The sequence below is a fragment of the Pseudomonas sp. p99-361 genome, assembly GCF_003935475.1.
GTDB classification, from domain to species: Bacteria; Pseudomonadota; Gammaproteobacteria; order Pseudomonadales; family Pseudomonadaceae; genus Aquipseudomonas; species Aquipseudomonas juntendi.
The window spans coordinates 53,031-73,179 of sequence record NZ_RHQO01000023.1 but is presented as its reverse complement, the minus strand read 5'-3'; the positions used below and the strand labels follow the sequence as shown (position 1 = coordinate 73,179).

Genomic DNA, 20,149 nt, shown 5'->3' with positions numbered 1-20,149 from the left:
GGGCGGCGCTCGATCTCACAGGCGCTGAAGATGCTCCGGCTACCCTTGCCAGGAACCATAGAATCTCCCACAGGTACTGCACAACCTTCAGGGCTGGCGCTTTCCCTGTGGGAGCCGGCTTGCCGGCGATAGGGCCGGTACAGGTTTACAAAGACTTCTCGAAAATCTTCGAATTACGCTGGTAGTTGTACAGCGAAGCCCGCGCTGCCGGCAGCCGCTCCACGCCACTCGGCGCAAAGCCACGTTCGCGGAACCAGTGCGCCGTGCGCGTGGTAAGCACGAACAGGGTACTCAAGCCCATTTGCCGCGCACGGCTCTCGATGCGTTCCAGCAATTCGTCGCCGCGCCCACCATGGCGGTACTCCGGGTTGACCGCGAGGCACGCCAGCTCGCCGGCCTCGGAATCGGCAATCGGGTACAGCGCCGCACAGGCGATGATCATGCCTTCGCGCTCGACCACACTGAATTGCTCGATCTCACGCTCCAGCACCTCGCGCGAGCGACGCACCAGGATGCCCTGCTCTTCCAGCGGGCTGATCAGGTCGAGCAAGCCACCGACGTCTTCGATGGTCGCCTCGCGCACCACCTCGAACTGCTCCTGCGATACCAGCGTGCCGCCCCCGCCGCGGGTGAACAGCTCGGTCAGCAGGGCGCCGTCTTCGGCATAACTGACGATGTGGCTACGCGCGACGCCGCCCTTGCAGGCTTCAGCCGCAGCATCCAGCAACTCGCCCTGGTAATCGCTGCCCAGGCGCTGCAGGTGCGGGGCCACCTGTTGTGGGCGCAGCTCGCGTATCAGCTTGCCGTCTGCGTCCAGCAAACCTGGCTCGGCGCCGAACAGCAGCAGCTTGTCGGCACCCAGGTCGATGGCCGCCCGGGTAGCGACGTCCTCGCAGGCCAGGTTGAAGATCTCCCCGGTGGGTGAGTAACCCAAGGGCGACAACAGCACGATGGAGCGCTCGTCGAGCAGGCGGCTGATGCCCTTGCGGTCGACCCGGCGCACTTCGCCTGTGTGGTGGTAGTCCACCCCCTCGAGCACACCGATCGGCCGTGCGGTGACCAGGTTGCCGGACGCCACGCGCAGGCGAGAGCCCTGCATCGGTGAGGCCGCGATGTCCATCGACAGGCGCGCCTCGATGGCCAGGCGCAGGGCGCCGACAGCGTCGATCACGCAATCCAGGGTGGCGGCATCGGTGATGCGCAGGCCGCGGTGGTAATGCGGCGTCAGGCCGCGCTCAGCCAGACGGCTTTCGATCTGCGGGCGCGAGCCGTGCACCAGTACCAGGCGCACGCCAAGGCTGTGCAGGAGGACCAGGTCGTGGACGATATTGCCGAAGTTGGGGTGCTCTACCCCATCGCCAGGCAGCATGACCACGAAGGTGCAGTCGCGATGGGCATTGATGTACGGGGAGGCATGACGCAGCCAGTTGACGTAATCGGGCATGACAGGGCCTGTGAATAAGTGGACGGAGAACGGCGATACACGGGGCGTTCAGGATCATCGTCGGAACAGGCTTGCGGTCACGCGCGGTCTCCTCTAGGCAGGAACGAATCAGTACGATTGACGTTTAGTGCAGGCAATAGTGCCGGATCAGGTCACGCAATAGACGCACGGTAGGCTCGATTCGTGACATTTCAAGGTATTCGCCAGGCTGGTGGGCGCAGGCGATGTCGCCGGGGCCCAACACGATGGTCTGGCAACCCAGCTGCTGAAGATAAGGTGCTTCGGTGCCGAACGCCACCGCTTCGGCGCGATGGCCGGTCAGGCGTTCGGCTACCTGCACCAGCTCGGCATCGGCCGCCTGCTCGAACGGCGGCACCTCCGGGAACAGCGGTGCGTAGTCGATACGGACCTCGTGGCGCTCGGCCAGCGGCTGCAGTTTCTCGCGGATGGCCGACCGCAACTGCTCGGCATCCATGCCCGGCAAAGGCCTAAGGTCGAACTCCAGTGCGCACTGGCCGCAGATACGGTTTGGGTTGTCGCCGCCGTGGATGCAGCCAAAGTTCATGGTCGGGGTGGGCACGCTGAACTGTGGGTTGCGGTAGGTTTGCTGCCATTGCTGGCGCAGGCCCATCAGCTCGCCCATGACCGCGTGCATGGCTTCCATGGCGCTGTGGCCCAGGCTTGGGTCCGAGGAATGGCCGCTGCGCCCCAGGATGTCGATGCGCTCCATGAGGATGCCCTTGTGCATGCGGATCGGCCGCAGCCCGGTCGGTTCGCCGATCACCGCCGCTCGCCCCAACGGCTGGCCGGCCTCGGCCAGGGCGCGGGCACCAGACATGGAGCTTTCTTCGTCACAGGTGGCGAGGATCAGCAGGGGCTGCTTGAAATCGTGCTCCAGCAGCGGAATGACGGCTTCGATGATCAGGGCGAAGAACCCTTTCATGTCGCAGCTACCCAGGCCAACCCAGCGCCCGTCGGTTTCTGTCAGCTTCAGCGGGTCACTGCGCCACAGTTGTTCGTCGTAGGGCACGGTGTCGCTGTGCCCCGCCAGCACAAGGCCGCCCGGGCCGGTGCCGCGGCTGGCCAGCAGGTTGAACTTGCCGGGGCTGACCTGCTGAATGTCACACTGGAACCCCAGGTCGCCCAGCCAACCGGCCAGCAGCTCGATGACCTGGCGGTTGGACTGGTCCAGCGCTGGCTGGGTGCAACTGACCGAAGGCGCGGCGATCAAGGCGGCAAACTGGTCTTTCAGCGTCGGCAACGGCATGCGCGTACTCCTGGGAAGCGTTGCCCATCATAACAATGCCTATCGTTCCCAGGGCAAGCGTGTGGGCTTCTTCGCGGGCGAGCCCGCGAAGAAACCACCGCGACCCGACAGAGCGCGGCCGACTGCTGTAAACTCCTTGCCAACCACGCCCCCTCCTTCGAGTCTGTGATGCACAAAGAAACCGAACTCAAGCTACGCGCCAGCCGCGAGACCCTTGCCGCCCTGCGCGAGCACCCTCTGCTGAAAAAGCGCAACAAGTCCGGCTGGCAGACCCGCGAACTGACCAACCAGTACTTCGACACTGCCGAGCGTGAGCTGTCTGCTGCCCGCGTGGCCCTGCGCCTGCGTCGCGATGGCGATGTGGTCATCCAGACCCTCAAGTGCCGCGGCCAGAGCGTAGCGGGCCTGTCGGAGCGCAATGAGTACGAGTGGAACCTGGACAAGCCCAAGCTGGACCTGAAAAAGCTCGATGCCACCTGCTGGCCCGAACAACTGGCCGGCCTGGACAAAAAGACCATCAAGCCACTGTTCACCACGGACTTCACCCGCGAGTTCGCCGAAATCGCCTGGGGCCGTGGCAAAAGCAAGGTGGTGATCGAGGCCGCGCTGGACCAAGGCTTCGTGGTCGCCGGCAAGCGCAAGGAAGCCATCTGCGAGCTGGAACTGGAGCTGCGCGAAGGTGAGCCGCAGGCACTGCTGGAACTGGCCGCCGAGCTGGCCGCCAGCCTGCCGTTGATGCCGTGCGACATCAGCAAGGCCGAGCGCGGCTATCGCCTGCTGGAGCCAGACAGCTATGAGCTGGGCCTGCCAGGTGCCGAGCTGGACGCGGAAATGGCCGTGGACGACGCCTACGCCGCCCTGGCCTGGCAACTGCTGGGCAGCAGCCAGCGCCTGGCCGAGCAGTACCGCCACAATGGCCACTGGCGCCTGTTGCAGGACTGGGTCGAGTGCCTGAGCGAACTGCGTGCCTTGACCGCCAGCCTGGGCCAGGCCGCACCGCGTGCCGCTACCCGTGAACTGCGCAGCAGCCTCGACGCCCTGCTGGAAGACTGGCGCCCGCTGGTGCAGGCCGGTAACGACGACGAAGACATCCGCCGCGCCGCGCCCGAGCAGTTTGCCGAAGAGCTGGAAGACGTGCGCTGGGGCCAGTTCTCGCTGGAAACCTCACGCTGGCTGCTGGCCCGCACCTGGACAGTGGAACGCAAAGGCCGTGGCGAACGCCAGGGCAAGGCGCAGCTGGCCAGCTGGATGGGCCATTTGCTGGGTGAAGAAGGCCGTGCACTGAAGCTGCCGCTGTACACCCAGCGCCCCGAAGACCTGGCTGAGCAGCTGCCGCGGATCGAACAATTGCTGGCCTGGCTGCACCACGCCCGCCAGGTGCTGGAAGCACCGCAGATGGACCGCCTGTATGGCGACCTGAAGAAGCTGCATGAGCTGGCCGAACTGCCGATCAGCGATGAAGTGCTGGAAGCACGCATCGACCAGGCTCGGGCAGTCGACCAGAGCCGTGGCTGGAAGCACCTGCTCAAGGCCTGATGCGGCCCTGTAGGAGCGGCCTTGCGTCGCGAAAGGGGTGCGAAGCGCCCTCGGTGTCTGCGCTTCAAGCAGATACTGCCGGGGCCGCTTTGCGGCCCTTTCGCGACGCAAGGCCGCTCCCACACGAAACCACGTCAGCGGGTCTTGAGCGGCAGGCTGGTCGTGGACTTGATCTCTGAAAGCGCCACAATCGAGTTTACTTCCTGAATCCCCGGCACGTTCGACAGCTTTTCGAAGAAGAACCGCTCATAGGCCTCGATATCCGAGGTAACGATGCGCAGCAAAAAATCCACCGCGCCCATCAGCACATAGCATTCCAGCACCTCCGGGAAGCCGCGAATGGCCTCGGTGAATTCGGTAAAGTTGGAGCGCCCGTGGGCATTGAGCTTCACCTCGGCGAATATCTGGGTGTTCAGGCCGATCTTCTTGCGGTCGAGCAAGGTCACCTGCCCACGAATCACCCCCTCGTCCTTCAAACGCTGGATACGCCGCCAGCACGGTGACTGTGACAGCCCCACACGCTCGGCAATCTGCGCGCTGGAAAGCGAAGCGTCCTCTTGCAGCAGTTCAAGAATGCGCCGATCGTAGGCGTCCAGCTCGCTATGCATTGCTGTTTCTCCATAGTGGGTGCTGACGAATTGCTCAATTCGGTAGCCAAGCAAAATGGTCAAATCATAGCGAATAAAGGCTGCCTTATGCCTGTCAGTTAAGCGTTACTGGGGCTGCTCTGCAGCCCTTCGCGGGCACGCCCGCTCCCACACGTTAGGCGCTGAACTCAAGAAATGCGCGATCCCCTGTGGGAGCGGGCGTGCCCGCGAAGGGTCGCAAAGCGGCCCCAAATTACTTAACTGACTGGCATTGGCCTATAGCCTTGCGGAATGCCTCTACACCGTACGTGTAAAACCCCGAAACCCTTCCCCCGTGATGCCAGCGCCCCGCCCGGCTAGCCTGATCGGCACATTCCCGATCAGGCACGGACGCCCAGCATGCATAGCCCCCACACAATGACCCTCGACCTTGAACACGTGCTCGCCGCCCTGGTCGCCGACCAGCACCTGCACGCCAACGACGCCGAGCACGTGCTCGACAACGCCGCCGCCCACCCCGCTTGCCATCCGCTCGAACAGATCGCCGCCTGCAGCCTGGAACACCGCCAACAGCCTGGCCAGCAGCTGGACCTTGAGCACCTTTGCCAATGGCTGGCCCGCAAGGTCGGCCAGCCTTACCTGCGCATCGACCCCATGCAGCTCGACCTGCCCCAGGTCAGCGGCCTGATCGCACCGGCCTTCGCCCAGCGCCACGGCATCCTCATCGTCGCAGCCGACGCCCTCGGCGTTACCGTCGCCAGTGCCGAGCCCTACCAGAACGACTGGCAGGCCGACCTGGCCCGCAGCCTGGGCCGGCCGATTCGCCGGGTGCTGGCCAGCCCGTTGCAGATCCGCCAGGCAGGGCAGTCGTTCGAGCACCTCGCCCAGTCGGTAAAAGGCGCGCAATACCAGCAGGCCGCCGGCCTGGGCGAACTCGAGCAACTGCTGGAACTGGGCAAGCGCCAGGCCGAAGCCAGCGCCGACGACGCGCACATCGTGCACATCGTCGACTGGTTGCTGCAGTACGCTATCGAACAACGTGCCAGCGACATTCACCTGGAACCCCGCCGCGATCAGGGCCAGTTGCGCTACCGCATCGACGGCCTGCTGCATAACGTGTACGCCTTTCCTGCCGGCGTAACCTTGGCACTGGTCAGCCGCCTCAAGCACCTGGGGCGCATGGATGTGGCGCAAAAGCGCCGGCCGCAGGACGGCCGCCTGCACAGCCGCCTGCCCGGCGGCGGTGAGGTCGAGCTACGGCTGTCGACCCTGCCAACCGCCTACGGCGAAAAGCTGGTGCTGCGCCTGTTCGACCCGCAGCAACTGCACGAGGGCTTCGACCGCCTCGGCCTGCAAGGCCAGCAACTGGCCCAGTGGCAGCGCCTGCTGGGCAAGCGCCAGGGCATCATCCTGGTGACCGGCCCCACCGGCTCCGGCAAGACGAGCACGCTGTATACCAGCCTCAAGCTATTGGCCACGCCACAGGTCAACCTGTGCACCATCGAAGACCCCATCGAGCGCCTGGAGCCGGCGTTCAACCAGTTGCAGGTGCAGCCCGCCCTGGACCTTGGTTTTGCCGCCGGGGTACGCGCCCTGCTGCGTCAGGATCCGGACATCATCATGATCGGCGAAATTCGCGACCGCGAAACGGCCCTGGTGGCGGTACAGGCCGCCCTGACCGGGCATTTGGTGCTGTCTACTCTGCACACCAACGATGCCTGCGCGGCCATCACCCGCCTGCAGGAACTGGGCGTGGCCGACTACCTGATCAAGGCGACGCTGGTCGGCGTCATGGCCCAGCGCCTGGTACGCACCCTGTGCCCGGACTGCCAGGCGAATACCTGCGCCCACTGCCGTACCTGCCGAGGCACCGGCTTTCATGGCCGCACCGGTTTGTTTGAACTGCTCGAGCCCAGCGACCAGCTGCGCGCGCTGATCGGCCGGGATGCCGACCTGACCATTCTGCGGCAACAGGCCCGGGCCGATGGCCTGGTGGACCTTCGCCGTTGTGGCGAGGCCAAGGTGACCACTGGGCAGACCTGCATGCATGAGGTATTGCGCGTCTGCGGCTGACGAAAAGCCCCGGCATTCAGGAACTTGCCCCATTGGAAAAGATCCAACGGCGCATCTTCAACCCCCACCCTTCGAGGTGTTTCAACATGCGTCTCAAAACTGCCGTTGCCGCCGCTGCCCTGCTCTCGCTGCCTATGGGCTCGGCCATGGCTGATACCTTTTGGCGTAACGTGATTTCTTCCGGGGCAACGACTGGTTCGACCTACCTGACGTCGCGGGACCACAAGCTTGTCCTCGCCGCGCAGGACGACGCCAGCAGCTTCGTTGCCAGCGAAGGTGCGATTCGTGGGCCGTTCCTGGAAGCCGCCATGCACCAGGCGCGGGCCGAGAACCCGGGGCTGCAGGCCTCGGACATGGAGCTGGCCAATGCCATCCTGGCCAAGAATGCGGTAGCCGAGTAAAACCCCGGGGCGCGCGCTGCGCGCCCAATCGGTCACCCCTGCGCTATCAGCGATAAGCCTCCACCGGCACACAGGCACAGAACAGGTTGCGGTCCCCATACACGTTGTCGACCCGGTTAACCGCCGGCCAGTACTTGTGTTGGCGCACATGCGCAGCCGGTGCCACCGCCTGCTCCAGGCTGTAGGGCCTGTCCCATATGCCCAGGACATCGGCCAAGGTATGCGGCGCATGCCTGAGCGGGCTGTTCTCTGCCGGCCACTTGCCATCCTGAACGTCCGCGATCTCCGCGCGAATTGCCAGCATCGCTTCGATAAAGCGGTCCAGCTCCGCCTTGGACTCACTTTCGGTCGGTTCCACCATCAGCGTACCCGGCACCGGGAACGACATGGTCGGTGCATGGAAGCCGTAGTCCATCAGGCGCTTCGCCACGTCCTCCTCGCTGATGCCCGTCAGCGCCTTCAACGGCCGCAGATCGAGTATGCACTCATGGGCCACGCGCTGGTTACGCCCGCGGTAGAGCACCGGGAAGGCCCCAGCCAGCTGGCTGGCCAGGTAGTTGGCAGAGAGGATCGCCACCTCGCTGGCGTCAGCCAGTTGCGGGCCCATCATGGCAATGTACATCCAGCTGATCGGCAGAATGCTGGCGCTGCCCCAGGGCGCAGCGCTGACCGCACTGTTGCTCGGATCCAGGCCGGGGACCGGTACCACCGGGTGACTGGCGACGAAGGGTTGCAGATGAGCGCGAACACCGATCGGCCCCATGCCCGGACCACCACCGCCGTGGGGGATGCAGAAGGTCTTGTGCAGGTTCATGTGCGACACATCGGCACCGATGTCGGCAGGGCGCGCCAACCCCACCTGGGCATTGAGGTTGGCGCCGTCCATGTACACCTGGCCGCCGTGCTGGTGCACCACGTCACAGATTTCGCGAATGCCCTCTTCGTACACGCCGTGGGTTGAGGGGTAGGTGATCATCAGGCACGACAGGCGCTCACCGGCTGCACCGGCCTTGGCCTTGAGGTCTGCCAGGTCGACGTTGCCGCCCTGATCGCAATCGACTATCACCACCTCCATGCCGGCCATCTGTGCCGACGCCGGGTTGGTGCCGTGGGCCGACGACGGGATCAGGCACAAGGTACGCTGCGGTTGCTGGCAGCTGCGGTGGTAGCGGGTAATCGCCATCAGGCCAGCGTACTCACCCTGGGCCCCGGAGTTGGGCTGCATGCAGATGGCATCGAAGCCAGTAATGGTGCACAGCCAGCTTTCCAGCTCGTCGATCATCGCCTTGTACCCGACGGCCTGCCCCACCGGGGCGAACGGGTGCAGCTGAGCGAAAGCAGGCCAGGTGATCGGGATCATCTCGCTGGTAGCATTGAGCTTCATGGTGCAGGAGCCCAGCGGAATCATCGACTGGTTCAGCGCCAGGTCCTTGTTCTCCAGCTGCTTGAGGTAGCGCAGCATCTCGGTTTCGCTGTGGTGCAGGTTGAACACCGGGTGGGCAAGGAACGGCGAATGCCGCACCAGGCTGGGCGGAATGCCTTCGGCCAGGGCCGACTGGTCAAGCGCGGCGATGTCCAGCCCGTGGTCAACCCCCACGAAAATGTCCAACAGGCGCAGCACTGTCTGCTCGTTGCAGGTTTCATCCAGGCTCACGCCCAGGTGGCCACGGCCCAGTATGCGCAGGTTGACCTGTGCGGCTTCAGCGCTCTCGATGACGGCTGCCTGTGCGCCACCCACGTCGAGGGTAAGGGTGTCGAAGAAGTGCTGGTTGAGGCGCTTGATGCCTTTGGCCGCAAGGCCGGCCGCCAGAATGACCGTCAGCCGGTGCACGCGCTGGGCAATGCGCTGAAGGCCTCGCGGGCCGTGGTAGACCGCGTAGAAGCCGGCGATGTTGGCCAGCAGCACCTGCGCCGTGCAGATGTTGGAGTTGGCTTTTTCACGGCGAATATGCTGTTCGCGGGTTTGCAGGGCCATGCGCAGCGCGGTGTTGCCACGGGCATCACGCGACACGCCGATGATGCGCCCGGGCATGGCCCGCTTGTAATCGTCGCGGCAGGCGAAATACGCCGCATGTGGCCCGCCGTAACCCATCGGTACACCAAAGCGCTGGCTGGAACCCAACACCACATCGGCACCCAGCTCGCCGGGCGGCGTGAGCAGTACCAGGCTGAGCAGGTCGGCAGCCACGCAGGCCAGGGCGTGCTGGCCATGCAAGTGCTCGATCAGCGGGCGCAGGTCGCGCACCTCGCCGTGGGTATCGGGGTACTGCAGCAAGGCGCCGAATACCGCATGCGTGTTCAGGTTATCCACAGAGTCGATGATCAGTTCGAAGCCGAAGCCTTCGGCGCGGGTCTTGAGCACTGACAGGGTTTGCGGGTGGCAGTGCTCATCGGCGAAGAATGCGTTGCTCTTGCTGCGCGCCACGCGCTTGGCCAGGGCCATGGCCTCGGCGGCGGCAGTCGCCTCGTCCAGCAGCGAGGCGTTGGCCAGGGCCAGCCCGGTCAGGTCGATGACCATCTGCTGGTAGTTCAGGAGCGCCTCCAGCCGGCCCTGGGCTATTTCAGGCTGGTAAGGCGTGTAGGCGGTGTACCAGCCGGGGTTTTCCAGCACGTTGCGCAGGATGACCGTGGGGGTGATGGTGCCGTGGTAGCCCATGCCGATCAGGCTGGTCCATACCTGATTTTGCGCAGCGTAACCCGCGAGTTTGGCCAAGGCCGCCTGCTCGTCGAGTGCCGGAGGCAGGTCGAGGGGGCGCTTGAGGCGTATGCCTGGCGGAACGGTTTGCTCGATCAGCTCGGCGCGGCTCGCCACGCCCAGTGCGTTGAGCATGGCCTGCTGCTCGGCGGCATCCGGGCCCAGGTGGCGACGCAGGAACGGGTTGAGCTCTTGCAGTTGATGCAGGGACGGCGACTGGGACATGACCACGCTCTCTTCCTGGAACAGCTCTCATGGAGACTACAAGTCTAGGAAGGGATTGCCGGTTGTGCGGGGAAACTTGTTTGGTCAGTACCGGCCCTATCGCCGGCAAGCCGGCTCCCACAGGGATCGCATCAGGGCTGACAGGTGTTTGTCAGAAGATATGCAGCGCCTGTGAGATCGAGCGCCGCCCGCGCGGCGCATCGCGAGCTGCGCTCGCTCCTACGTTTGTTTCGGGCCAATTATTCCTGTGGGATTTGTGCGCGAACGCCTTGGCGCATGCCTCATTATCGCGCGGTACAAACAAGGCGGTCGCGCGCACGTGGCACAGGGGTTACTGGCCCAAAACAAACGTAGGAGCGAGCGCAGCTCGCGATGCGCCGCGCGGGCGGCGCTCGATCTCACTGGCACTGCATATCTTGTGGCGACCACCTGTCAGCCCTGATGCAATCTCTGTGGGAGCTGGCTTGCCGGCGATCAGGCCTGAAGCCTTATTCGCCGATAGCAGCCTTGTAACCAGCAGCATCCAGCAGCTTGTCCAGCTCGGCCTTGTCGCTTGGTTTGAGCTTGAAGATCCACGCCCCGTAAGGCTCCTCGTTGAGCTGCTCCGGGCTGTCAGCCAGCTCTTCGTTCACCGCGATCACTTCGCCACCCACCGGGGCATAGATGTCCGAAGCGGCCTTGACCGACTCGACCACACCGGCAGCGTCGCCCGCGGCGAACACCTTGCCGACTTCGGCAAGCTCGACGAACACCACGTCACCCAAGGCCTCCTGGGCGTGGTCGCTGATGCCCACGGTGACGCTGCCGTCAGCTTCCAGGCGGGCCCACTCGTGGCTTTCGGCGAAACGCAGTTCGGCGGGGATATTGCTCATGTCTTGAATTCCTCGATTGGCTCAGCGGTACGCCCGCCGGTAAATAATGGTTCAGATCAGGATCTTGCCGTGGCGCACGAAGGTCGGTTTGACCACCCGCACCGGGTACCACTTGCCGCGAATTTCCACCTCGGCCCGGTCACCAGTGGCCATGGGCACGCGCGCCAAGGCAATGGACTTGCTCAGCGTAGGCGAGAAACTACCACTGGTGATCTCCCCTTCGCCAATACCGGCGACACGCACGACCTGATGGGCGCGCAGCACGCCGCGCTCTTCCAGTACCAGGCCGACCAGTTTTTCCTGCACACCGTGCTCGATTTCCGCCAACAGGGCAGCGCGGCCAATGAAGTCACGCTCGGCAGGCTCCCAGGCAATGCTCCAGCCCAGGTTGGAGGTAAGCGGGGTGTGCTGCTCGTCAATGTCCTGGCCGTACAGGTTCATGCCGGCTTCCAGGCGCAGGGTGTCGCGGGCGCCAAGGCCGCTGGGGGCGATGCCAGCACCCACCAGGTCGTTGAAGAAGCCCACGGCCTGGTCGCCAGGGAAGATGATCTCGAGGCCGTCTTCACCGGTATAACCGGTGCGGGCAATGAACCAGTCGCCTTCGGCAAAGCCCTCGAATGGGCGCAGTTCGCGGATCAGCGCGGCACGCGCGGCGCTAAGCAGGGGCGCAACCTTTTCTCGGGCACGCGGGCCCTGGATGGCGAGGATGGCCAGGTCGGGGCGGACCTTGAAGTCCACGGCAAAACCGTCACGCTGCTGCTGCAGCCAGCCGAGCACCTTGGCGCGGGTAGCGGCGTTGGTGACCAGGCGATAGCCATGTTCCGTACGGTATACGATCAGGTCGTCGATCACTCCGCCCTGCGCCTGCAGCAACGGGCTGTATAGCGCTTTGCCAGTGTCGACGAGGCGGGCCACATCGTTGGCCAGCAGGCGCTGCAGCCAGGCGGTGGCATCGCTACCATCGACATCGATCACAGTCATGTGGGAGACATCGAACACCCCGCAATCGCTGCGCACCTGATGGTGCTCCTCGACCTGCGAGCCATAGTGCAGGGGCATGTCCCAGCCACCGAAATCGACCGTTTTGGCGCCTAGCGCCAGGTGCAGGTCGTACAAAAGCGTGCGCTGTCCCATGGGTTTCTCCTTCCGGGCGTGGCGAAGCGGCGGCGGTCGATGACGTTGCGCGTCAGCTCTTGTTGTTTGACACCCGCCGCGCGAATGCCGCGCATTGTAGCCGCAAGCCCGCGCGCTGGCACCCTCAGTGACCGTGGCCGGGTCGACGGGCCGAACGGCGGATCAGGCCGATGACCGGCAACAGGCCCACCAGCACCAGCGTAAGGGCGGGCAACGACGCTCGCGCCCATTCGCCTTCACTGGTCATCTCGAAAACCCGCACAGCAAGCGTGTCCCAGCCGAACGGCCGCATCAGCAAGGTGGCCGGCATTTCCTTGAGTACGTCGACAAACACCAACAGGGCGGCGCTGAGGGCGCCAGGCAGCAACAGCGGCAGGTAGACCTTGAGGAACAACCTGGCACCGCCGACACCCAGGCTGCGTGAAGCCTCGGGCAAAGAAGGCCGAATGCGCTCCAGGCTGCTTTCCAGTGGCCCGTAAGCCACGGCGATAAAGCGCACCAGGTAAGCCAGCAGCAAGGCCGACAGGCTGCCGAGCAGCAACGGTTTGCCGGCCCCGCCCAACCAGCCGGACAACGGGATGACCAGCTGGTTGTCCAGGTAACTGAAGGCCAGCATGATCGACACCGCCAACACCGAACCGGGCAAGGCATAGCCCAGGTTGGCCAGGCCGACCCCGGCGCGTATGCCGGCGCTCGGCGCCTGGCGTCGGGCGAAGGCCAGCAGCAATGCTGCGCTCACGGTGAGCAGCGCGGCCATGGCGCCCAGGTACAAGGTGTGCGACACCAGGCCGACATAGCGCTCGTCCAGGTCATGCCGCCCGCGCTGCCAGAACCACGCCAGCAGTTGCAGCAGCGGGATGACGAAGGCGCAGGCGAACACCAGCAGGCACCAGCCGCTGGCCAGCAACGCCTTCAGCCCGCGCAAGCGGTACAGCGCCTGCCCGCGTGGCCGCTCGTTGCCACTGCGGCTGGCGCCGCGGGCGCGGCGCTCGCCGTACAGCACCAGCATCACCGCCAGCAGCAATAGGCTGGCCAGCTGGGCTGCGCTGGACAGGCTGAAAAACCCGTACCAGGTCTTGTAGATGGCTGTGGTGAAGGTGTCGAAATTGAACACCGCCACCGCGCCGAAATCGGCCAGGGTTTCCATCAGCGCCAGGGCGACACCGGCGCCGATCGCCGGCCGCGCCATCGGCAGCGCCACCCGCCAGAAGGCCTGCAAGGGTGATAACCCAAGCACCCGCGCGGCCTCCATCAAGCCTTTGCCCTGTGCCAGGAACGCCGTGCGCGCCAGCAGGTAGACATAGGGGTAGAACACCAGCACCAGCACGATGATGACCCCGCCGGTAGAGCGCACCCGGGGCAGGCGCATGGGGCCGAATACCTCGCGCAGTGCGGTCTGCACCGGGCCCGCGAAGTCCAGCAGGCCGACGAACACGAAAGCCAGCACATAGGCGGGTATGGCGAACGGCAACATCAGCGCCCAGTCCAGCCAGCGCCGGCCGGGGAACTCACAGAGGCTGGTGAGCCAGGCCAGGCTGACGCCCAGCACGGTGACGCCGATGCCCACCCCCAGAACCAGCGTCAGGGTGTTACCCAGCAGGCGGCTCATCTGGGTGTCGAGCAGGTGCGACCAGATCTGCACGTCTATGGATTGCCACGACAGCAGCAGCACGCTGAGGGGCAGGAGCACCAGGGCAGCGATCAGCGATACCGGCAAGTACCAGCGGCGTTGGGGGGTGTGGGACAAGGTGAATGTCTCTATGGCTGGTTTGCGACCGCTTTGCGGTCGTTCGCGGGCTCGCCCGCTCCCACAGGGACTGCCCAAATCTCAAGGGCAGTGCAGATCCTGTGGGAGCGGGCGAGCCCGCGAAGAGGCCCTTTCAGGCCCCGAGAGGATAAAGCCCGGCGCTTAATTCCAGCCAGCCCGATCCATCAAGCGGATGGCTTCAGCCTGGCGTTTGCCGGCAATTTCCACCGGAATCCTGTCTGCCTTGAAGCTGCCCCACGCTGCCACTTCTTCCGATGGCCTGACCTTCGGGTTGGCCGGGAATTCCTGGTTGATGTCGGCGAACAGTTTCTGCGCTTCTTCACCCGTCATCCATTCCACCAGCTTGGTCGCTGCCTCGGGGTGCGGTGCATGTTTGGTCAGGCCAATGCCCGACAGGTTCACGTGCACGCCACGGTCGCCCTGGTTGGGCCAGAAGAGCTTCACCGGCAACTGCGGGTTCTGCTTGTGCAGGCGGCCGTAGTAGTAGGTGTTGACGATGCCCACGTCGCACTGGCCGGCCTCGATGGCCTGGATCACCGCGTTGTCGTCGGAGAACACATCGGTGGACAGGTTGTTGACCCAGCCTTTGACGATTTGCTCGGTCTTCGCCTCGCCATGGGTTTCGATCAGGGTGGCGGTCAGCGACTGGTTGTAGACCTTTTTCGCCGTGCGCAGGCACAGGCGGCCTTCCCATTGCTTGTCGGCCAGGGCCTCGTAGGTGCTCAACTCTGCCGGTTTGACCCGCTCGCTGGAGTAGACGATGGTGCGCGCGCGCAAGCTGAGGCCGGTCCAGTCATGGGACGAGGCGCGGTACTGCGGCGGAATGTTCTGGTCGATGGTGGCGGACTTGATCGGCTGCAGGATGCCCATTTGCTCGGCCTGCCACAGGTTGCCGGCATCGACGGTCAGCAGCAGGTCGGCCACGCCATTGTCGCCCTCGGCCTTGATGCGCTGCATCAGCGGCGCTTCCTTGTCGGTGATGAACTTGATCTTGACGCCGGTTTTGGCGGTATAGGCATCGAACACCGGTTTGATCAGCTCATCGATGCGCGAGGAGTACACCACCACTTCTTCCGCTGCCTGGGCGGTGCCGCCGAACAAAGTCAGGGCCAGGGCGGCCAGTAGGGGCTTGCGTGGCAACATGGAAAGCGCTCCTCGGAAGGTATGAGAGGCGCAAATGGTAGTGAATCCCATTTTCTTGCTCATCCTTTGAGCCGTTACCGAATGTTGCAGAGGGGCCGCAAAGCGGCCCCGGCCATCTCAAGCCTTGGCCAATTCCGGCAAATCCCCGGACAGCCCCAACGCCTGGCGCACGAACATCGCCTTGGCTTCGGGCATCTGCTGCACCAGCTTCAGCCCACTGTTGCGCAACCAGCGCAACGGCAGCGGGTTGGCCTGGAACAACCGCTCGAACCCTTCCATCGCCGCCATCAGCGCCAGGTTATGCGGCATGCGCCGGCGCTCGTAACGGCTCAGTACCTTCACATCCGCCAGCCGTTCGCCACGCTCGCAGGCCTTGCCCAGTACGTCGGCCAGCACCGCCGCATCCAGAAACCCCAGGTTGACGCCCTGCCCGGCCAAGGGGTGGATGGTGTGGGCCGCATCACCCACCAACGCCAGGCCGTGCTCCACGTAGCGCTTGGCGTGACGCTGACGCAGCGGTACACACACACGTGGGTCGGCCTGCAACACGCTCCCTAGGCGCCCCTCGAAGGCCCGCTCCAGGGCCTGCACGAAGGCAGCGTCATCCAGCGCCATCAACCGCTCGGCCTGCTCCGGCGTGGTCGACCAGACGATCGAGCACCAGTCTTGCTGGCCATCCCGGGTCAACGGCAGGAAGGCCAGCGGCCCCTCATCGGTGAAGCGCTGCCAGGCTGTGGCCTGGTGCCCGGCGCTGCAACGCACGCTGGTCACGATGGCGTGGTGCAGGTAATCCCATTCGCGGGTGTCGCAACCGGCCAGCCGCCGCACGGCCGAATGGGCGCCATCGGCCGCGACCACCAGCGGCGCGCGCAGGCGCCGGCCATCGGCCAGGGTCAGCAGCCAGTCATCGCCAGAGCGGCGCAGTTGTTCCAGCCGCGCGTTGGCCAGCAGGCCGACATCGCTGTCGTGCAGGCGCTCCAGCAGGCTGTCCTGCACCACGCGATTCTCGACGATATGGCCGAGCACCTGGGCGTGCACGCTGGCTGCCGAAAAGTGGATCTGCCCGGTGCCGCTGCCGTCCCACACATGCATGTCGGAGTACGGCGTGGCACGCCGCTGGGCAATGCCCTCCCAAGCACCGAGGCGTTCGAGAATACGCTGGCTGGCGGCCGACAATGCGCTGACACGCGGTTCGAACGGCGCCTGGGCATCGAACGGCTTGACCGTCAGCGGGCCGCCGTCGAGCAAGAGGATTTGCAAGCCACTGTGGCGTAACGCCAGGGCCAGGGCGCTGCCGACCATACCGGCACCGACAATCAACAGATCTGCGCGCATTTCCATGCCTACGCCAGCCTCGCTTGCGGCTTGAGCCGCACATATAGGGTTTTATCGACCCGCGCCACCAGTTCGCCGGCGCCATCGCGGATATCGACCTGCACACGCGGCAGGCACTTCTTGCCGGTAGCGGTCTGCTGGCGAATGTCGTCCAGCAGCGCGTCATCGACGTGGAATTCGGCAAACACCGGGCCTTTGCCCGGCGCGATGAAATCGATGCTGGCGGCCTTGTCCCAGACAATGTAGTCGCGCCCCAGCTGCTCGATCAGCAACAGCATGTAGAACGGGTCGACCATGGCATACAGGCTGCCGCCAAACTGGGTACCGACGTAATTGCGGTTCCAGCGCGTCAGCTTCATTGCCACCTTCACGCTGCGCAGGTCCGGGCTGATGTGCTGCACGCGGATACCTGCCCCCAGGTAAGGCGGGTAAAGGTTCAACAGCCAGCGCAGCATGCGCGCCCGGCGCGCGCGTTTACGTGGGTTGCTCATGCCTGGCCCTGCCGGTCGGGGCGGGTGCCCAGGCCCATCGCCTGGCGAGCGAACCAGCTTTTGGCCGGTGGCAGCAGGTCGAGCCCGAGCAGGCCCAGGTTGCGCCCGGCGGCCAGCAACGGCTGCTGGCTGCCGAACAGGCGGGTGACCTGGTCGGAGAAGCCGATGGTCATGGCCTGGTCCAGGCGCTGGCGCTGGTGGTAGGCCTGCAGCGTGGCCAGGTCGCCCGGGCGCTGCGGGCCGGCAAGCAGCGCCTCGGCCAACGCCTGCACGTCACGCAACGACAAGTTGAACCCCTGCCCGGCAATCGGGTGCAAGCTGTGCGCAGCATTGCCCAGCACCACCAACTGGGGCCGCACCTGCTCCTGGGCTTCGATCAACGACAGCGGGTACAGATGCCGCGCACCCACCTGGCGCAGCGCGCCCAGCCGGTAGCCGAACACCCCCTGCAACTCGCGCAGGAAACTGCGCTCGTCGATGGCGGCAAGGCGTTTGGCGTCCATGCCCTGGCGGGTCCATACCAGCGCGCAGCGGTTATCCGGCAATGGCAGCAGGGCCATGGGGCCGTCTTCGGTGAAGCGCTCGAAGGCCTGGCCGCCATGGGCCTCGCCAGGGCTGATGTTGGCGATCAGGGCGCTTTGCTGGTAGGGCGTATGGCGCACCTGGATGCCCAGTTGCTCGCGCAAACCAGAACGGCCGCCATCGGCCAGCACTGCCAGGTCGCATTGCAGCTGGGTGTCGTCGTTCAAGCGCAGCTGGTAGCCACCGTCGACCGCCTGCAGCGCGGTCACTTCTGCCGGGCAGCGCCAGCTGACCACCTCGCTGTCCAGGCCTTGCCACAGGCACTGGCCCAGCCAGGCGTTCTCCACCACGTAACCCAGCGCCGGCACGCCTTCTTCCTGGGCGTCCAGGCGGGTGGCGCCAAAGCGGCCACGGTCGGAGACGTGAATCTGCCGGATCGGCTCGGCGCGCTGGCCAATGGCCTGCCATAGGCCCAGTTGCTGATAGATCTGCTGGGTGCCGAAGGACAAGGCCGAAGAGCGGGCATCGTAGCTGGGCTGGTAACTGTCGCTAGGGGCGAACGGCTCGATCAGCAGGATCTTCCAGCCTCTGGCCTTGGCCCCGGCCTGCAAGGCCAACGCCAGGCTTGCACCCACCAGGCCGCCACCAATGATTGCCAGGTTTACCCGGTTCATGCGGCGTCCTTGCGTGCAGCCTGCATCAGCGCCTCGATCTCGGCGACCGTGCGTGGCACGCCCGAAGTGAGGATTTCACAACCTTGCCTGGTCACCACCACATCGTCCTCGATCCTTACGCCAATGCCGCGCCACTTCTTGGCCACGGCCTGATTGTCGGCACCAATGTAGATACCCGGTTCGACGGTCAGCGCCATACCCGGTTCCAGCACCCGCCATTCACCCCCCACCTTGTACTCGCCCACATCGTGCACATCCATGCCCAGCCAGTGGCCGGCGCGGTGCATGTAGAAGGCGCGGTAGGCTTCGCTGTCGATCAGCGCCTGCACATCGCCTTCCAGCAGGCCCAGTTCCACCAGCCCGGTGGTGATGACCCGCACGGTCGCCTCATGGGCATGGTTCCAGTGCTTGCCGGGGGCGATTTCGGCGAACGCTGCCGCCTGCGCCTTGAGCACCAGCTCGTAGATAGCCTTCTGCTCGGGTGAAAAGCGCCCGCTGACCGGGAAGGTGCGGGTGATGTCACTGGCGTAGCAGTCGATTTCGCAGCCGGCGTCGATCAGCACCAGGTCGCCCTCCCTGAGCGGTGCGTCATTCTGCTGGTAGTGCAGGATGCAGCCATTGCGCCCAGCGGCAACGATGGAGCCGTAGGCCGGCATCTTCGCCCCGCCCTTGCGAAACTCGTAGTCCAGTTCGGCTTCCAGGCTGTATTCGTACAACCCGGCCCGGCAGGCCTGCATGGCCCGCACGTGGGCACGCGCAGAAATGTCTGCAGCCGCGCGCATGACCTTCACTTCCGCTGCCGATTTATACAGGCGCATGTCATGCAGCAGATGATCCAGCGCAACGAACTCGTTCGGTGGCTGGGCACCCAGCCGGGCCTTGGAGCGGATCACGTTGATCCAGTCCATCAACCGGCGGTCGAATTCAGGGTTGCTGCCCATGGCGCTGTACACCCGCTCGCGGCCTTCGATCAGGCCAGGCAGGATTTCGTCGATGTCAGCGATGGGGAATGCATCGTCGGCGCCATAATCACTCACCGCGCCTTCCTGGCCGGCGCGCAAGCCATCCCACAGCTCCCGCTCGGGGTTGCGCTCACGGCAGAACAACACGTACTCACCGTGCTCGCGCCCGGGGATCAGGGCAATGACTGCCTCTGGCTCGGGGAAGCCGCTGAGGTACTGGAAGTCGCTGTCCTGGCGGTACACGTGCTCGACGTCGCGGTTGCGGATGGCAACCGCGGCGGCGGGCAGGATGGCGATGCTGTTGGGGACCATCTGCGCCATCAGCGCCTTGCGCCGCCGGGCATACTCGGCCTTGGGAATGTGGCTCATGGGCAGACTACCCCTGGTTGATCAGTGCAGCGATGGCTTGGGCGCGGGTGCGGAAGGCTTGGCCAGCTCGGAGAACAGCAGCAGCGGCGCAACGCGCAGGTACTCCATGACTTCCATGTAGTCGCTCTCGCCGTCCTCGGATTCTTCGAGGGCTTCCTGCACCTGGGAAATGGCCACCAGGTCCTGCAGCACTTCCTTGGCCTCGTCGGACAAGTCCTTGCCGCCGGCGTTCAGGCCGAAGCCGGTGATGAAGCCCTGGCACCACTGCCCCAGCGCGGTGGCGCGGTCGGTCAGCGCGGCATCGTCGGAAGGCAGCAGCAGAACGATGGCCATGTCGTCGCTGGTGAGCTCGCCCTTGACCATTTCCTGCAGGCCAACCAGGGCGTTGCGCACGGTGTCACCGGGCTCGGTTTCCAGCAGTTGGGCCGCGTCGGCCAGCCAGCCGTCGGCATCGAAGCCGGCACCGGCGCAGCTGCGGCCAATCAGCAGGCCGTGCAGTTCGGCCGGGGTGACAGGGTGGCCATTGCTGGACAGCAGCATGGCGAAAGCGATGTAGGGCGATTGGGTATTGGGCATGGGCAGCTAGGCGCCAGACGGCGCAAATGACTAGAATGAGGCCTTGTATCCTAGCACCGGCAGGCGCGCCAAGAC

Annotated in this window: 16 protein-coding genes; 3 read left to right on the top strand and 13 right to left on the bottom strand. The window is 65.1% G+C overall.

The features are described from left to right. Window positions 1–145: 145 nt before the first annotated feature. Complete coding sequence (gene argA, locus EGJ22_RS12870; RefSeq protein ID WP_029888017.1) at window positions 146–1,444, bottom strand: amino-acid N-acetyltransferase; 1,299 nt, start codon at window positions 1,442–1,444, stop codon at window positions 146–148. A 124-nt stretch (window positions 1,445–1,568) separates the two neighbouring features. Continuing rightward, window positions 1,569–2,711 (bottom strand): acetylornithine deacetylase, encoded by a 1,143-nt coding sequence (argE, locus tag EGJ22_RS12865; protein WP_029888016.1) that lies wholly within the window; start codon window positions 2,709–2,711, stop codon window positions 1,569–1,571. 168 nt (window positions 2,712–2,879) lie between these two features. Between argE and EGJ22_RS12860 the strand changes: the two genes are divergently transcribed. Then, window positions 2,880–4,247 carry an inorganic triphosphatase gene (locus EGJ22_RS12860; protein ID WP_029888015.1) on the top strand — a complete coding sequence of 456 codons (1,368 nt, stop codon included), beginning with the start codon at window positions 2,880–2,882 and terminating at the stop codon, window positions 4,245–4,247. A gap of 134 nt (window positions 4,248–4,381) precedes the next feature. Here EGJ22_RS12860 and EGJ22_RS12855 read toward each other — a convergent pair whose 3' ends face one another. Next, window positions 4,382–4,855, bottom strand: coding sequence for an Lrp/AsnC family transcriptional regulator (locus tag EGJ22_RS12855; RefSeq protein WP_054905209.1), 474 nt, complete (start codon window positions 4,853–4,855; stop codon window positions 4,382–4,384). Window positions 4,856–5,233: 378 nt separating this feature from the next. On the opposite strand from EGJ22_RS12855, the gene EGJ22_RS12850 reads away from it, so the two are divergent. Further along, window positions 5,234–6,907 carry a GspE/PulE family protein gene (locus EGJ22_RS12850; protein WP_029886239.1) on the top strand — a complete coding sequence of 558 codons (1,674 nt, stop codon included), beginning with the start codon at window positions 5,234–5,236 and terminating at the stop codon, window positions 6,905–6,907. A gap of 86 nt (window positions 6,908–6,993) precedes the next feature. Continuing rightward, entirely contained in the window at window positions 6,994–7,308 is a 315-nt protein-coding gene (locus tag EGJ22_RS12845) for a DUF2388 domain-containing protein (RefSeq protein ID WP_009684128.1), read from the top strand. A gap of 46 nt (window positions 7,309–7,354) precedes the next feature. Here the strand turns inward: EGJ22_RS12845 and gcvP are convergent, their stop codons facing one another. The 10 genes from gcvP to EGJ22_RS12795 all read right to left on the bottom strand — a co-directional run bounded on the left by gcvP (window position 7,355) and on the right by EGJ22_RS12795 (window position 20,074). Next, window positions 7,355–10,228, bottom strand: coding sequence for an aminomethyl-transferring glycine dehydrogenase (gene gcvP, locus EGJ22_RS12840; RefSeq protein ID WP_029886238.1), 2,874 nt, complete (start codon window positions 10,226–10,228; stop codon window positions 7,355–7,357). A 488-nt stretch (window positions 10,229–10,716) separates the two neighbouring features. After that, complete coding sequence (gene gcvH / locus EGJ22_RS12835) at window positions 10,717–11,100, bottom strand: glycine cleavage system protein GcvH (RefSeq protein WP_009684130.1); 384 nt, start codon at window positions 11,098–11,100, stop codon at window positions 10,717–10,719. A 51-nt stretch (window positions 11,101–11,151) separates the two neighbouring features. Further along, the gene (gene gcvT / locus EGJ22_RS12830) at window positions 11,152–12,234 is read right to left on the bottom strand and encodes a glycine cleavage system aminomethyltransferase GcvT (protein ID WP_009684131.1); all 1,083 of its coding nucleotides are present in this window, start codon (window positions 12,232–12,234) and stop codon (window positions 11,152–11,154) included. Between the two features lie 124 nt (window positions 12,235–12,358). After that, window positions 12,359–13,981, bottom strand: coding sequence for an iron ABC transporter permease (locus EGJ22_RS12825; protein ID WP_029886237.1), 1,623 nt, complete (start codon window positions 13,979–13,981; stop codon window positions 12,359–12,361). 162 nt (window positions 13,982–14,143) lie between these two features. Beyond that, window positions 14,144–15,145, bottom strand: coding sequence for an extracellular solute-binding protein (locus EGJ22_RS12820; RefSeq protein ID WP_029886236.1), 1,002 nt, complete (start codon window positions 15,143–15,145; stop codon window positions 14,144–14,146). Between the two features lie 117 nt (window positions 15,146–15,262). Next, on the bottom strand, window positions 15,263–16,480 hold the full coding sequence (locus tag EGJ22_RS12815; RefSeq protein ID WP_172828389.1) for a 2-octaprenyl-3-methyl-6-methoxy-1,4-benzoquinol hydroxylase: 1,218 nt from the start codon (window positions 16,478–16,480) through the stop codon (window positions 15,263–15,265). Between the two features lie 8 nt (window positions 16,481–16,488). After that, the gene (locus EGJ22_RS12810) at window positions 16,489–16,971 is read right to left on the bottom strand and encodes a DUF4442 domain-containing protein (RefSeq protein WP_009684137.1); all 483 of its coding nucleotides are present in this window, start codon (window positions 16,969–16,971) and stop codon (window positions 16,489–16,491) included. Then, window positions 16,968–18,167, bottom strand: coding sequence for a 2-octaprenyl-6-methoxyphenyl hydroxylase (gene ubiH, locus EGJ22_RS12805; RefSeq protein WP_029886234.1), 1,200 nt, complete (start codon window positions 18,165–18,167; stop codon window positions 16,968–16,970). Before ubiH ends, EGJ22_RS12810 begins: the two co-directional genes overlap by 4 nt. Continuing rightward, complete coding sequence (gene pepP / locus EGJ22_RS12800; protein WP_009684140.1) at window positions 18,164–19,498, bottom strand: Xaa-Pro aminopeptidase; 1,335 nt, start codon at window positions 19,496–19,498, stop codon at window positions 18,164–18,166. Before pepP ends, ubiH begins: the two co-directional genes overlap by 4 nt. Before the next feature lie 21 nt (window positions 19,499–19,519). Further along, on the bottom strand, window positions 19,520–20,074 hold the full coding sequence (locus tag EGJ22_RS12795) for a YecA family protein (RefSeq protein WP_009684141.1): 555 nt from the start codon (window positions 20,072–20,074) through the stop codon (window positions 19,520–19,522). Window positions 20,075–20,149 lie beyond the last annotated feature (75 nt).

What these genes read in the sequence shown, in the direction of transcription:
- argA (WP_029888017.1), bottom strand. Translation starts at nt 1,444, where the DNA reads ATGCCCGATTACGTCAACTGGCTGCGTCATGCCTCCCCGTACATCAAT.
- argE (WP_029888016.1), bottom strand. Translation starts at nt 2,711, where the DNA reads ATGCCGTTGCCGACGCTGAAAGACCAGTTTGCCGCCTTGATCGCCGCG.
- EGJ22_RS12860 (WP_029888015.1), top strand. Translation starts at nt 2,880, where the DNA reads ATGCACAAAGAAACCGAACTCAAGCTACGCGCCAGCCGCGAGACCCTT.
- EGJ22_RS12855 (WP_054905209.1), bottom strand. Translation starts at nt 4,855, where the DNA reads ATGCATAGCGAGCTGGACGCCTACGATCGGCGCATTCTTGAACTGCTG.
- EGJ22_RS12850 (WP_029886239.1), top strand. Translation starts at nt 5,234, where the DNA reads ATGCATAGCCCCCACACAATGACCCTCGACCTTGAACACGTGCTCGCC.
- EGJ22_RS12845 (WP_009684128.1), top strand. Translation starts at nt 6,994, where the DNA reads ATGCGTCTCAAAACTGCCGTTGCCGCCGCTGCCCTGCTCTCGCTGCCT.
- gcvP (WP_029886238.1), bottom strand. Translation starts at nt 10,228, where the DNA reads ATGTCCCAGTCGCCGTCCCTGCATCAACTGCAAGAGCTCAACCCGTTC.
- gcvH (WP_009684130.1), bottom strand. Translation starts at nt 11,100, where the DNA reads ATGAGCAATATCCCCGCCGAACTGCGTTTCGCCGAAAGCCACGAGTGG.
- gcvT (WP_009684131.1), bottom strand. Translation starts at nt 12,234, where the DNA reads ATGGGACAGCGCACGCTTTTGTACGACCTGCACCTGGCGCTAGGCGCC.
- EGJ22_RS12820 (WP_029886236.1), bottom strand. Translation starts at nt 15,145, where the DNA reads ATGTTGCCACGCAAGCCCCTACTGGCCGCCCTGGCCCTGACTTTGTTC.
- EGJ22_RS12815 (WP_172828389.1), bottom strand. Translation starts at nt 16,480, where the DNA reads ATGCGCGCAGATCTGTTGATTGTCGGTGCCGGTATGGTCGGCAGCGCC.
- EGJ22_RS12810 (WP_009684137.1), bottom strand. Translation starts at nt 16,971, where the DNA reads ATGAGCAACCCACGTAAACGCGCGCGCCGGGCGCGCATGCTGCGCTGG.
- ubiH (WP_029886234.1), bottom strand. Translation starts at nt 18,167, where the DNA reads ATGAACCGGGTAAACCTGGCAATCATTGGTGGCGGCCTGGTGGGTGCA.
- pepP (WP_009684140.1), bottom strand. Translation starts at nt 19,498, where the DNA reads ATGAGCCACATTCCCAAGGCCGAGTATGCCCGGCGGCGCAAGGCGCTG.
- EGJ22_RS12795 (WP_009684141.1), bottom strand. Translation starts at nt 20,074, where the DNA reads ATGCCCAATACCCAATCGCCCTACATCGCTTTCGCCATGCTGCTGTCC.